This is a genomic window from Bradyrhizobium sp. dw_78 (genome assembly GCF_018449525.1).
In the GTDB taxonomy this organism is placed as follows: domain Bacteria; phylum Pseudomonadota; class Alphaproteobacteria; order Rhizobiales; family Xanthobacteraceae; genus Bradyrhizobium.
The window spans coordinates 1-13,434 of sequence record NZ_JAAVUS010000017.1; the positions used below are offsets into that span (position 1 = coordinate 1).

Sequence of the window (13,434 nt, forward strand, 5' to 3'; positions counted from 1 at the left end):
GCCGTCCGCGCCTGCCCACAGCGTCGACGTCGCGGCCATCGTGGACAAGGCCGCCGCCGCCAAGAAGGGTGAGAAGCTGGAATGGCGGACCTCGATCGTCGATCTGATGAAGGCGCTGGACATCGATTCCAGCCTCACGGCGCGCAAGGAGCTCGCGAAGGAGCTTGGCTACACCGGCGACACCGGCGATTCCGCGACCATGAATATCTGGCTGCACAAGCAGGTGATGGCGAAGCTGGCCGCCAATGGCGGCAAGTTGCCGCCGGACATCAAGCACTGAGGCCCAAAGCATTAAGCCCTGTGCAGCGATCTGACAGAGGCCCGCGAATGATCGCGGGCTTTTGTTTTGCCGGCTTCGGCTCCCGCCGATCGTTGTCTTGCCGGGCAGGGTGGGGAAGGCTAGACATCCGGTCGAATGCGTAACCGGATCATCCAGGAGAAAGCCGTGACCACAATCGATCGCAGGACCGTTATCGCAACCGGCGCGCTGGCGCTGGCAGGCGCCGCGGCGCAAACCGGCGCCGCCGAGGCCAAGGCCGCCCCGAAGCCGGTTTTTTCGGTGGCGATGACCACGATCCCGATCGTCGGCGAAAGGGACGTGTTTCCGGTGCGCCGCATCTATTGCATCGGCCGCAACTACGCGGCGCATGCGATCGAGCGCGGCTCCGATCCGACCCGCGAGCCGCCATTCTTCTTCCAGAAGCCGACCGACGCGATCCAGAACGTTCCGGTCGGCGTGGTTGCCGATCATCCCTATCCATCGCTGACCAAGAACTATCACCACGAGGTCGAACTGGTGGCGGCGCTGAAATCCGGCGGCACCGATATCGCGCCGGAGCATGCGCTCGATCATGTCTATGGCTATGCGCTCGGGCTCGACATGACACGGCGCGACCTGCAGAACGAGATGTCGGCGCAAAAGAAGCCGTGGGAGATCGGCAAGAGTTTCGACCATGCCGCGGTGCTTGGCCCGATCCATCCGGTTTCCAAAGTGGGCCATCTCACCAAGGGGGCGATCTCGCTGGCGATCAACGGCAAGGTGCGGCAGGAATCCGATCTCAGCAAGATGATCTGGAGCGTCGCCGAGCAGATCTCCAAACTGTCCGAGGCTTTCGAGCTCAAGGCTGGCGACATCATCTATTCCGGCACGCCCGAAAACGTCGGACCGGTGGTGAAGGGCGACGTGCTGCTCTGCAAGCTCGAGACCCTGCCGGACATGTCGATCCGGATCGTGTGAGCGGTTTCCATCTCCAGATGATCCTATCGGGCCGCACAAGGCGCGGCCCGATGAGATTCCGGGTTCACGCTGACGCGCGCCCCGGAATGACGGGTTGAAATCGCGTCATCCCGCCAGATCTGAAAATTCCGGATGCCGGCGCAGATAATCCACCACGAAGCTGCAACCGGCGATCACCTTCAATCCGTCGGCGCGGACGATTTCCAGCGCCCCCTGCACCAGCGTTGAGGCGATGCCGCGGCCGCGCAGCGCCGGCGGGGTTTCGGTGTGGGTGATGATGACGGCGCCCGGCACCAGGCGATAATTGGCGAACGCCAATGTGCCTTCGACCTCGAGCTCGAACCGGTGCAGGGCTTTGTTGTCACGAACGGCTTTGTTGTCGTGAACGCCGGTGATGTCCGCGCTCATGCGAGCAGATCCTGATAATCGGGATGCCTGTCGATATATGCTTTCACGAACGGACATTGCGCGATCACCTTCAGCCCGGCGTTCCGCACCTGATCGAGCGCGCCCTTGATCAGTTTCGAGCCGATGCCCTTGCCGCCGAGTTCGGGCGGCACCTCGGTATGGACGAAGGTGATGACGCCATCTGCAATTTGATAATAGGTCGCGGCGATATGGCCCTCGACCGCCAACTCGTAGCGTTGTTGGGCCGCGTTGTTGATGATGTCGCTCATTGCATTCGTTTCTGTCGGTGTGGCGTGGATCGGGTCCGAACTTCCGGCGGCTGTGCCGATGTTTCATTTACTGCCATCGCGGAGGAAATCATAGCGGCGCCGCGGCCGCGGTCGCGACGTCACCGTAACTTGCGAACGTGAACGTTGATGTCGAGATCGATGTCGCTGACGCAGGTTTGCGCCGTGCGGTGCGATCCGCCCTCGTGCCATCGGCCCTGGCACATTTGCGCGTGCCTCACATGGGCGAGCCGCAGGCAGCGCCATTGCGGCAGCGGGCCTGAGCTTTCGCCCGCGAACTGCCAGGCCAGCACGACCTCTTCGCCGCTTTTGTTGGTGCCGATGATGTGCGGGCACAATTCCCGGCGGTGGCGCCGATAGGTGCAGACCACCTGCTGCTCGCCGAGGATGGCGTCACGGAAGAGGTTATAGGTAGCGCTCGGCATTCGGCTCGACGGTCCGCAGACTTGATCCGGAACCACCACGTGGCCGCGGTGATAAGCCTAATCGCCAGGCCGCTGTTTTGATCCGGCAGGGGGCCCGGTCCGATTAATAATGTTCTTGTTATGTTCCAAATATCGTGCAACGCTAGAATTTATTAGATCCCGCTGTGCCGTATTTGATGATTTGGGGCCGTGCCCATGAGTTCGCGACGTCATCGCCCGATCAACCTGCCGGCGCCGTATCTCAAGCGGCTTTGGCTGGACCCGTCGCGCATCACCGACCGCAAGGCCTATCCGTTTTGTCTTCCGTTCCTGGCGGATGATTTCGAGCTGCGCTTCGAGCGATCCATCACCATCATCGCCGGCGAAAACGGCACCGGTAAATCCACCTTGCTGGAAGGAATTGCGGTGCTGGCCGGCTATGACGAGGCCGGTGGCGGCAAGGGCTATATGCCGGTCGACCATTCGAAAGCGATCGAGGCGATGGGCGGGAAGTTGTCGGCGGCGCTGCGCGCGAGCTGGCTGCCGAAGATAACCAAGGGCTGGTTCTTTCGCGCCGAGAGTTTCTTCTCTGTCGCCAGATATCTCGACGAGGCCGCTAAGGAGCCATTGAGTGGACCACCGCCGGACTTCCTCTCGCATTCGCATGGTGAAGGTTTTCTGCGCTTCTTCAACGAGCGTTGCCAACGCCAGGGCATCTTCATCTTCGACGAGCCGGAATCGGCGCTGTCGCCGGCGCGTCAGATCGAATTCCTGAAGCTGATGCGGCGAATGGAAAATATCGGCCATTGCCAGATCATCATGGCGACCCATTCGCCGATTCTGATGGCGTATCCCAACGCGACGCTGCTGCGGCTGTCGAAATACGGGCTGGAGCCCACGACCGTCGAACAGACCGATCATTACAAGGCGATGCGCGAATTCTTCGACGATCCCACGGGTTTTGTGGAAGCCGCGATCGAGGAGTAAGGGGGCAGGGGGCACACCCGTGTCGTCCCGGTCTTGCGCCGGGACCCATACCGCGGAATCTTCGATAGGTCCCGGATGGGGTAGACGTTCTTCGTGGCAACGAAGCGCTGTGGTTATGGGTTCGGATCGCGCTCGCGATGCTCGCTTGTCCGGGACGACGTTGGAGAGCTCATTGCTTTAGAGATCCGTCATTCCGGGTCTGGTGCTAACGCACTATCCCGGAGTGACGAGCCGTGATGGATTGCTTCGTCGCTCGCGCTCCCCGCAATGACGGGTGTGCGCATTCCGATTCAGATTTCAAAGAACTAACAGGGAATACAACTCCGCCTTCCCGCGGCGCAGAGTGCGTCCGAGCTTTTGCAAGAATCCTTCTCCCTCTGAAGCCCCTCAAGTGAGGGCGCGGGGAAGGCCGGGTGCCGGTTGCACCCGCAGCCTCGCGTGCAAAGTAAAAAAGCACACGAGTTCGTCACCACAGGTACACCGGGACAACCCGGCCTTCCCTGCGCAATGGTTTTAACGGCTTATTCCGCGCTCTCCCCGGTGACCGGGCTCTTTTGCCACCGTCATCAGTGCAATGCGAAGCATCGTCACCAACTTGACGCCAGCGTCGGGGCGTCAGGACCACACGGCTTCGCCGTCCGCGTTCACCGGCGTTCGTCTCACGCCGCTGCCGCGTCCACCGCTTCCCGCACCAACGTCCGTGACGATCGCGATACGCCCCTCTTGCGGGTGCGGGATAACGCGGGACATAGAGCTGTTTCTACCGGGCTGAGAAGCGGAATATTTTTCGCGACAGGGCTGGACACCCAAATCACCTGACAGCCCGTCGGGCCAGCAAGCGCTGCGGGATATCTTCTATCCGTTCGAACATGAGATCGGGCGCATGCGCGCGCAGCGCCTGCGGCGCGGCATAGCCCCAGCACACCGCGCCGCAGGCAATGCCGACGGCGCGGGCCGCTTCGATGTCGCGAATTTCGTCGCCGATCGCGATCGCCCGCGCCAGGTCGACTCCGGCGTGCTTGACAACACGCCGGAATTTGGCGGGCTTGCCGAACAGCGAGGCGGTGCAATCGAAACAGGAGAACAGTGCGGCGAGATCGCCGAGCTTGCGCCGTGCATTGGTTTCGCTGTCGGAACTGACCAGCGCCAATTGCACGCCGCGATCCGCAAGCGAGCGCAGCATCGCATCGACGCCGTCGAACAATGCGATATCGGCGGCCGGCTCGGCTTTCAGCCGCCGCATGTGCCGGGCGATCGCCGGCAGCTTCCATGATGGCACCTGGAGAAAGCCAAGGATTTCGCGGGTCGAGGCATGGCGCAGCTTCTCGACATCCCCTTCCGCGACGCGTCGAAAACCGAAACGATCGGCGACATCGTTGATGGTGCGCAGGAACCACGGAAAGCTGTCGGCCAGCGTGCCGTCGAGATCGAAGATGGCGAGGGAGTAGGGCATGGAGGGGAGTGACAAAGCCGATTGGTAGGAAAACGCGGCCTGAACTATAGCCGTGTAGGGTGGATTAGCGTCAGCGTAATCCGCCGTCGTTCAGCCGCAAGTGATGGTGGGCTACGCTTCCCCTACGAATTCTGTGTCATTAACCCTCATGGTGAGGAGGCGCATAGGCGCCGTCTCCGGACGATGCAGAGCTTGTCATCGGGCGCGCATTCGCGCGACCCATTGGCATCGCCTGGAGAACCATGAGGCCTCACGCCGTTATTGGCCTCATCCTTCGAGACGCTTGCTCCGCAAGCTCCTCAGGATGAGGTCATAAATTGGATATGACGCAGTAAGACTATTTCGCCCTATGAACTCGGGCGCCAATCCTGGCTATTCCGCCGCTTCGCTCGCGTTGCTCTTCTTCGCCTTGCGCGGCTTGTTCGATTTCGCCAGCACCGGGGCCAAGAACTGGCCGGTGTAGCTGCGCGGTGCCTTGACGATGTCTTCGGGCGGGCCCCAGGCGACGATTTCACCGCCGCCGTCGCCGCCTTCGGGACCGAGGTCGATCACCCAGTCCGCGGTTTTGATGACCTCGAGATTGTGCTCGATGACCACCACCGTGTTGCCCTGCGACACCAGCTCGTGCAGCACTTCCAGCAGTTTCTTGACGTCGTGGAAGTGCAGGCCGGTGGTCGGCTCGTCCAGGATATAGAGCGTGCGGCCGGTGGCGCGCTTCGACAGTTCCTTGGCCAGCTTGACGCGCTGGGCTTCGCCGCCGGACAGCGTGGTGGCCTGCTGGCCGACATGGATGTAATCGAGGCCGACGCGGTGCAGCGTCTGGAAGGTTTCGCGCACCCGCGGCACCGCCTTGAAGAACTCGGCGGCTTCCTCGACCGTCATGTCGAGCACGTCGGCGATCGACTTGCCCTTGAACAGCACCTCCAGCGTTTCGCGGTTGTAGCGTTTGCCCTTGCAGACATCGCAGGTGACGTAGACGTCGGGCAGAAAATGCATCTCGATCTTGATGACGCCGTCGCCCTGGCAGGCTTCGCAGCGGCCGCCCTTGACGTTGAACGAGAACCGGCCGGGCTCGTAGCCGCGCGCCTTGGCTTCCGGCAGGCCGGCGAACCATTCGCGGATCGGCGTGAACGCGCCGGTATAGGTCGCGGGATTGGAGCGCGGGGTGCGGCCGATCGGCGACTGGTCGATGTCGATGATCTTGTCGATATGCTCCAGCCCCTCGATGCGATCGTAGGGCGCGGCGGGCTCGCTGGCGTTGTTGAGCTTGCGCGCGATGGCGCGGTAGAGCGTGTCGATCAGCAGCGTCGACTTGCCGCCGCCGGAGACGCCGGTGATGCAGGTGAACAGCCCGAGCGGAATCTCGGCGGTGACGTTCTTCAGATTGTTGCCGCGGGCGTTGACTACCTTGATGGTGCGGCGATGGTTCGGCGGCCGCCGCTCCGGGACGTCCACCGACAATTCGCCGGTGAGGTATTTTCCGGTCAGCGATTTCGGATTGCGCATGATCTCGGCGGGCGTGCCCTGGGCGATGATATGGCCGCCATGCATGCCGGCGCCGGGGCCGATATCGAGCACGTAATCGGCCAGCCGGATCGCGTCTTCGTCATGCTCGACCACGATCACGGTGTTACCGAGGTCGCGCAGCCGCTTCAGCGTTTCCAATAGCCGCGCATTGTCGCGCTGATGCAGGCCGATCGAGGGCTCGTCCAGCACGTAGAGCACGCCGGTCAGTCCGGAGCCGATCTGCGAGGCGAGGCGGATGCGCTGGCTTTCGCCACCGGACAGCGTGCCGGAGGCGCGCGCCAGCGTCAGGTAATTCAGGCCGACATCGAGCAGGAACGACAGCCGCTCGCGGATTTCCTTCAGCACCCGGATGGCGATCTCGTTCTGCTGCGCGTTCAGCGCCGCCGGCACGCTCTCGAACCATTCGCCGGCACGCTTGACCGACAGTTCGGAGATCTCGCCGATATGCTTGCCGCCGATCTTGACGCACAGCGCCTCCGGTTTCAGCCGGTAGCCGTTGCAGGCGGCGCAGGGAACATCCGAGAAATATTTGGCAAGCTCCTCGCGCGCCCATTCGCTCTCGGTCTCGCGATAGCGCCGCTCGATATTGGTGATGACGCCCTCGAACGGCTTCTTGGTGTCGTAGGCGCGCACGCCGTCCTCATAGGAGAACTTGATCTCGTCGTCGCCGGAGCCGCGCAGTAGCGCGTTTTGGGTCTTTTTTGGCAGGTCCTTCCATTTGGTGTCGAGCGTGAACTTGTAGAATTTGCCGAGCGCCGTCAGGGTCTGCAGGTAATAGGGCGACGACGATTTGGCCCAGGGCGCGATGGCGCCCTTGCGCAGCGTCAGTTCCTTGTCGGGGATCACGAGATCGTCGTCGACATGCGGTTCGACGCCGAGGCCGCCGCAGGCCGGGCAGGCGCCGTAGGGGTTGTTGAACGAGAACAGCCGCGGCTCGATCTCCGGGATGGTGAAGCCGGACACCGGGCAGGCGAATTTTTCCGAGAACAGGATCCGTTCCGGTCCGCTCCTGTCGTGGATTTTCGCGATTTTCTTCTTCTCGTCATGGCCGGGCTTGACCCGGCCATCCATCTCTTTTGAAGAAGATGGATCACCGGGTCTCGCGCTTTCAGCGCGGCCCGGTGATGACGAAGAAGCATCGGCATATTCGATCACCGCGAGCCCTTCGGCGAGCTTCAGCGCGGTCTCGAAACTTTCCGCCAGCCGCTGGCCGATGTCGGGCCGCACCACGATGCGGTCGACCACCACGTCGATGTCATGCGGGAATTTCTTGTCGAGAACCGGCGCTTCCGCGAGCTCATGGAAGGCGCCGTCGATCTTGACCCGCTGGAATCCCTTCTTGAGATATTCGGCGAGTTCCTTGCGGTACTCGCCCTTGCGGCCGCGCACCACCGGCGCCAGCAGATAGAGCCGGGTGCCCTCGGGCAGCGCCAGCACGCGATCGACCATCTGCGAGACGGTCTGGCTCTCGATCGGCAGGCCGGTCGCAGGCGAATAGGGGATGCCGACCCGCGCCCATAGCAGGCGCATGTAGTCGTAGATCTCGGTGACGGTACCGACCGTCGAGCGGGGGTTCTTCGAGGTGGTCTTCTGCTCGATCGAGATCGCCGGCGACAGGCCGTCGATCTGGTCGACGTCCGGCTTCTGCATCATCTCCAGGAACTGGCGCGCATAGGCCGACAGCGATTCGACGTAGCGGCGCTGGCCTTCGGCATAAATGGTGTCGAAGGCGAGCGACGATTTGCCGGAACCGGACAGGCCGGTGAACACCACGAGCTCGTCGCGCGGGATATCGACGTCGACGTTCTTGAGATTGTGCTCGCGCGCGCCGCGAATCGTGATCGCGCGCGTGTGGGAGCCGGCGGGGTGTTGGCGCTTCGCCTTGATCACTTCATCCATGCGGGCAATTCCAGACGCGCAAACGCCATGTTCGGGCGCGCATCGCGGAAAACCCGGAAGCGGACGCCAGTGATTGATGTCGGAACATAGGAAGAACGGGCGCGAATTTCCAGTGCTGCTTGCGATCCATCAACGGATTGTTGTGGCCGGGGTTGCAACGCAGGTCGAATGCCGAGCTTGAACGCAACACACCCGGCCACGACACCAGCATCAATGCCGCAATAAAAAAGGCCGGCGCAAGGCCGGCCTTTTCGGATGTTCAGCCTGGGCTGCGATCAGTACTTCGCGATCACCGGACCGCCGAAGCGGTAGTTGATGCGAGCCGCGACCAGGTCGACGTCCTGGCGGATGCGGTCGCTGCCGAGGAAGATGCCGGTGCCGGGAATGGTGAAATCGGTGGTCTTATCCTGCAGGAAAATATGGTCGTATTCGACGCCCACCGACCAGTTCGGCGCGAAGCCGTATTCCAGACCGGCCCCAACGGTGCCGCCCCAATTGGTCTTGTCGCCCGAGCTGCCGAACACCGTGCCGCCTGGCACGTCGAGAACTTCGTAGCGGTTGTCGACCACCGCACCACCGCCCTTGACGTAGACCAGGACGTTATTCCAGGCATAGCCGATCTGGCCGGTGAAGAGGCCGAATGCGTCCAGTTTCGAACGATCGGTGAAGCCGGAGAACGGGCTGACGTTTGAGCCCTTCAGATCGGCCCAATCGCCCTGGGCTTCGATGCCGAACACCCACTGATTGGCCTGCCAGCGATAACCGATCTGACCACCGACGATGGCGCCATCGGCGTTGCTGCGGCCCTCGTCGCCGACGAACGTGCCGTCCGGTGCGACCGCGTTCCAGCGGTTGCGGCTGTTGCCCCAGCCGGCGTTGCCGCCGATATAGAAGCCGCTCCAGTCATAGACCGGGGCGACCATCGGGGGCGCCTTGGTATAAGGCCGCGCGGCGAGATCGGCCGCCGACACAGGTGCAACGCCCAGTGCAACCAGACCTACTGTACCCAGCAAAAGCTTTTTCATGTCCATCTCCAGCTTTATGTTCGTTTGATATTGATTTTCTGAAGCGGTCTGCATCAGGGCACCAGCGCCCCTAAGCCCATCCAGTTTCAAAAACCAAAATACTCCGATTCAGCCGGAAAATCCGTCGCCCAAATGCAACACTCACAGATCAATGCATCTCTGTGAACATAATGATTTGTTTAGCATATTTTGGAACCCGATGGAACTTTTGAGGCGTTTTTGCGGCAGCGGAACCTGGATTCATTTGCGTTGCCGCACGGCGATACCTTTTGGAACTTTTCGCGTTGTACTAGAAAGAACAAATCTGGAACATTTCGGAAGCGGATGCTATATGTGGATAACCTCGGGATCGCCGGCTTGCAGGATCGGCGAGCGTATAGGGTCGGCCCGCAAGGTAGCCCCGCGGCGGCAGCGCGACTCGGGTAGCGAGTTCGAGCGAGACTTGGGTACCGAGCTCAGGGGCCGGCAGGCGAGCGCAGGGGCGGTCCGGTAATTTTCAAGCGTGGAGAGTGATGATGGCGGGAAGCGTGAATAAGGTTATTTTGGTTGGCAATCTCGGCAAGGATCCGGAGATCCGCCGCACCCAGGACGGGCGGCCGATCGCCAATCTGAGCGTGGCGACGTCCGACACCTGGCGCGACAAGGCGACCGGCGAACGCAAGGAAAAGACCGAATGGCACCGGGTCGTCATCTTCAATGAAGGGCTCTGCAAGGTCGCCGAGCAATATCTGAAGAAGGGCGCCAAGGTTTACATCGAGGGCCAGTTGCAGACCCGCAAATGGACCGACCAGAGCGGCGCCGAGAAATACTCGACCGAGGTGGTGTTGCAGGGCTTCAATTCGAACCTCACCATGCTCGACGGCCGCAGCGGCGGCGGCAGCTTTGGCGGCGACGACGCGCCCGGCGGTGATTTCGGGTCCAGCAGCCCCTCGAGCGCGCCGCCGCGCCGTGCGGTGGCGTCAGCCGGCGCGCGCAACAGCGATATGGACGACGACATTCCGTTCTGAGCGCGGCCAGCTTCAATCGGACCGATCAGGCTCTGACAGCCTCGACGCGGCCGGGGAGCCGTTACAGGCCCTTTACAGGCTCTTCAATAAGCCGAGGTGCGGCGGCGCCGCACCTTGCGCGGGCCGCCTTCATGGTTTCTCGCGGGGGTGCGAGGATTGCTCCCGAAAGCGCGCCTGGGAAGCGGGATTTGGGGTTTGCTAACCAAGCCGTCACAAGCACTTCCGCAAGCCGCTTTCAAAAACCATCGCGGCCCCTGTAAGTCTCTGGAAAAACGAAGGGAAAAACCGCTTCCAGGAACCCCTTGGGGGTGGTTTGAAAGCCCCCGATGCGCTATATGATTCCTGACCCGAACTGAGTGGAATCCCTCATTGTCTGAACCAGAAGATACCAAGCCCGGAGAGCCCACGGGGCCCTCCGATATTCGTCCCGTATCCATCCTCGACGAGATGAAACGCTCCTACCTCGATTACGCCATGAGCGTGATCGTGGCGCGCGCGTTGCCGGATGCGCGCGACGGCTTGAAGCCGGTTCATCGCCGCATTCTGTATTCGATGTACGAGCAGGGGCACACGCCGGACAAGAAATACGTCAAGTCCGCGCGCGTCGTCGGCGACGTCATCGGTAAGTATCATCCGCATGGCGACCAGTCGATTTACGACGCGATGGTGCGGATGGCGCAGGATTTCTCCATGCGCGTACCGCTGATCGACGGCCAGGGCAATTTCGGTTCGGTCGACGGCGATCCGCCGGCGGCCTACCGATATACTGAGGCGCGCCTGACGCGGTCGGCGCTCGCGGTGCTCGCGGACATCGATAAAGACACGGTCGATTTCCAGGCCAATTACGACAATTCCGAGAAAGAGCCGTCGGTCCTGCCGGCGAAGTTCCCGAATCTTCTGGTCAATGGCGCCGGCGGCATCGCCGTCGGCATGGCCACCAACATTCCGCCGCACAACCTCGGCGAGGTGATCGATGCCTGCGTGGCGCTGATCGACAATCCGGCGCTGACCATCGAGGATCTGATCAATTTCGTGCCGGGACCCGATTTCCCGACCGGCGGCATCATCCTCGGCCGCCAGGGTATCCGCTCCGCCTACCATCTCGGCCGCGGCTCGGTCATGATGCGCGGCAAGGTCTCGATCGACACCATCCGCAAGGATCGCGAGGCGATCATCATCACGGAAATCCCGTACCAGGTGAACAAGGCCACCATGGTCGAGCGCATCGCCGAACTGGTGCGCGAGAAGAGGATCGAGGGCGTCGCCGACCTGCGCGACGAATCCGACCGCGACGGTTTTCGTGTCGTGGTCGAACTGAAGCGCGAGGCGATGGCGGATGTGGTGCTGAACCAGCTCTACCGGTTCACGCCGCTGCAAACCAGTTTCCCGGCCAACATGCTGGCGCTGGATTCGGGCCGTCCGCAACAGATGACCCTGAAGGACCTGCTGACGGTCTTCATCGCCTTCCGCGAACAGGTGGTGACGCGCCGCACCAAGTTCCTGCTCAACAAGGCCCGCGACCGCGCCCACATCCTGGTTGGCCTCGCGATCGCCGTTGCCAATATCGACGAGATGATCCGGGTGATCCGCACCTCGCCAGATCCGAACACCGCGCGCGAGACCCTGATGTCGCGCGACTGGCCGGCGCAGGATGTCTCCGCGATGATCACGCTGATCGACGATCCCCGCCACCGGCTCAACCCGGACGGCACCGCGCGGCTGTCGATGGAGCAGGCCAAGGCCATTCTCGATCTCAGGCTGCAACGGCTCACCGCGCTTGGACGCGAGGAGATTTCGGAAGAGCTGGACAAGCTGGCGCTGGAGATCGCCGACTATCTGGAGATCCTGCGCTCGCGCGCCCGGGTCCAGTCGATCGTCAAGACCGAGCTTGCCGAAGTGAAGGCGGAGTTCGCCACCCCGCGCCGGACCGTCATCATCGAGCAGGAAGGCGAGGTCGAGGACGAAGACCTGATCCAGCGCGAGGACATGGTGGTCACCGTCTCGCATGCCGGCTACGTCAAGCGGGTGCCGTTGTCGACCTACCGAGCGCAACGGCGCGGCGGCAAGGGTCGTTCGGGCATGCAGACCCGCGACGAGGATTTTGTCAGCCGCCTGTTCGTGGCGTCGACCCATACGCCGGTGCTGTTCTTCTCGTCGCGCGGCCAGGTCTACAAGGAAAAGGTCTGGCGGCTGCCGGTGGCGGCGCCCAACGGCCGCGGCAAGGCGCTGATCAACATCCTGCCGCTGGAGCAGGGCGAGCGCATCACCACCATCATGCCGCTGCCCGAGGACGAATCGTCCTGGGCCAATCTCGACGTGATGTTCGCGACCACCGGCGGCAATGTCCGCCGCAACAAGCTGTCGGACTTCGTCGATGTCCGCCGTTCCGGCATCATCGCCATGAAGCTCGACGAGAACGAAGCCATTGTCGACGTGCAGATCTGCACCGAGCGCGACGACGTGCTGCTGACCGCCGCCGGCGGCCAGTGCATCCGTTTCCCGGTGACGGATGTGCGCGTGTTCCAGGGCCGCACGTCGATGGGTGTGCGCGGCATCGCGTTGCCGGAGAACGACAAGCTGATCTCGCTCACCATTCTGCGCCATCTGGAGGCCGATGCCGAGGAGCGCGCCGCCTATCTGCGCCGCGCCAACGCGGTGCGCCGCGGCGGCGTCGAGGAGGAGGCGGGGACCGACAGCGAGGACGCGTCCGGCGCCATCGAACTCGGCGAGCAGCGCTATGTCGAGATGTCGGCCGCCGAACAGTTCGTGCTGACCATCAGCGAGAACGGCTACGGCAAGCGCACCTCGTCGTTCGAGTACCGGACCACGGGCCGCGGCGGCAAGGGCATCGTCGCGATGTCCGTCAATGACCGCAACGGCAAGCTGATAGCGTCGTTCCCGGTCGAGGACCCTGACCAGATCATGCTGGTGACCGACAAGGGCCAGTTGATCCGCTGCCCGGTCGAAGGCATCCGGATCGCGGGCCGTTCGACCCAGGGGGTCATCGTGTTCGATACCGCCGAGGACGAGCACGTGGTGTCGGTCGAGCATATCGGCGACGACGGCGAAAACGGCGAGAACGGCAACGGCGGCTAGCCTGTAGCGTTTTCGAGCCAAAGCGTGCCCCGGACTTGGATAGCGGGGTGGCTTCCGGTTCGCGTGAAGGAAGCGCGTCAAAACAAAAGAGGTGAGCGACGGTT

The 13,434-nt window shown here is 62.6% G+C and carries 11 protein-coding genes; 5 read left to right on the plus strand and 6 right to left on the minus strand.

Annotated features, from left to right (window positions below; all coding sequences use genetic code 11):
• Together HB630_RS27730 and HB630_RS27735 are read left to right on the plus strand one after the other, a co-directional pair.
• Window positions 1–280, plus strand: a 280-nt coding sequence (locus HB630_RS27730) for a DUF3597 domain-containing protein (RefSeq protein WP_213775914.1), incomplete at its 5' end; no start/stop codon positions are given.
• Between the two features lie 135 nt (window positions 281–415).
• Window positions 416–1,237: a fumarylacetoacetate hydrolase family protein gene (locus HB630_RS27735; RefSeq protein WP_213775915.1), complete on the plus strand. Its 822-nt coding sequence runs from the start codon at window positions 416–418 to the stop codon at window positions 1,235–1,237.
• Window positions 1,238–1,342: 105 nt separating this feature from the next.
• On the opposite strand, the gene HB630_RS27740 is transcribed toward HB630_RS27735, so the two are convergent.
• From HB630_RS27740 to HB630_RS27750, 3 genes are all read right to left on the minus strand, one after another.
• Window positions 1,343–1,645 carry a GNAT family N-acetyltransferase gene (locus tag HB630_RS27740; RefSeq protein WP_213775916.1) on the minus strand — a complete coding sequence of 101 codons (303 nt, stop codon included), beginning with the start codon at window positions 1,643–1,645 and terminating at the stop codon, window positions 1,343–1,345.
• Window positions 1,642–1,914 (minus strand): GNAT family N-acetyltransferase, encoded by a 273-nt coding sequence (locus HB630_RS27745; RefSeq protein ID WP_213775917.1) that lies wholly within the window; start codon window positions 1,912–1,914, stop codon window positions 1,642–1,644. Before HB630_RS27745 ends, HB630_RS27740 begins: the two co-directional genes overlap by 4 nt.
• Window positions 1,915–2,033: 119 nt before the next feature.
• The gene (locus HB630_RS27750) at window positions 2,034–2,357 is read right to left on the minus strand and encodes a hypothetical protein (RefSeq protein ID WP_213775918.1); all 324 of its coding nucleotides are present in this window, start codon (window positions 2,355–2,357) and stop codon (window positions 2,034–2,036) included.
• 195 nt (window positions 2,358–2,552) lie between these two features.
• Here HB630_RS27750 and HB630_RS27755 point away from each other — a divergent pair, with 195 nt between their 5' ends.
• Window positions 2,553–3,323 (plus strand): AAA family ATPase, encoded by a 771-nt coding sequence (locus tag HB630_RS27755; protein ID WP_213775919.1) that lies wholly within the window; start codon window positions 2,553–2,555, stop codon window positions 3,321–3,323.
• Between the two features lie 811 nt (window positions 3,324–4,134).
• On the opposite strand, the gene HB630_RS27760 is transcribed toward HB630_RS27755, so the two are convergent.
• The 3 genes from HB630_RS27760 to HB630_RS27770 form a co-directional block, all read right to left on the minus strand.
• The gene (locus tag HB630_RS27760; protein WP_213775920.1) at window positions 4,135–4,776 is read right to left on the minus strand and encodes an HAD-IA family hydrolase; all 642 of its coding nucleotides are present in this window, start codon (window positions 4,774–4,776) and stop codon (window positions 4,135–4,137) included.
• 372 nt (window positions 4,777–5,148) lie between these two features.
• On the minus strand, window positions 5,149–8,202 hold the full coding sequence (gene uvrA / locus HB630_RS27765) for an excinuclease ABC subunit UvrA (protein WP_213775921.1): 3,054 nt from the start codon (window positions 8,200–8,202) through the stop codon (window positions 5,149–5,151).
• 275 nt (window positions 8,203–8,477) lie between these two features.
• A complete protein-coding gene (locus HB630_RS27770) occupies window positions 8,478–9,227 on the minus strand; it encodes an outer membrane beta-barrel protein (protein ID WP_213775922.1) in 750 nt (249 codons plus the stop codon).
• A gap of 515 nt (window positions 9,228–9,742) precedes the next feature.
• Here HB630_RS27770 and HB630_RS27775 point away from each other — a divergent pair.
• The gene (locus HB630_RS27775; protein WP_213775923.1) at window positions 9,743–10,234 is read left to right on the plus strand and encodes a single-stranded DNA-binding protein; all 492 of its coding nucleotides are present in this window, start codon (window positions 9,743–9,745) and stop codon (window positions 10,232–10,234) included.
• A gap of 369 nt (window positions 10,235–10,603) precedes the next feature.
• Window positions 10,604–13,330 carry a DNA gyrase subunit A gene (gene gyrA / locus HB630_RS27780; RefSeq protein ID WP_213775924.1) on the plus strand — a complete coding sequence of 909 codons (2,727 nt, stop codon included), beginning with the start codon at window positions 10,604–10,606 and terminating at the stop codon, window positions 13,328–13,330.
• Window positions 13,331–13,434: the final 104 nt, after the last annotated feature.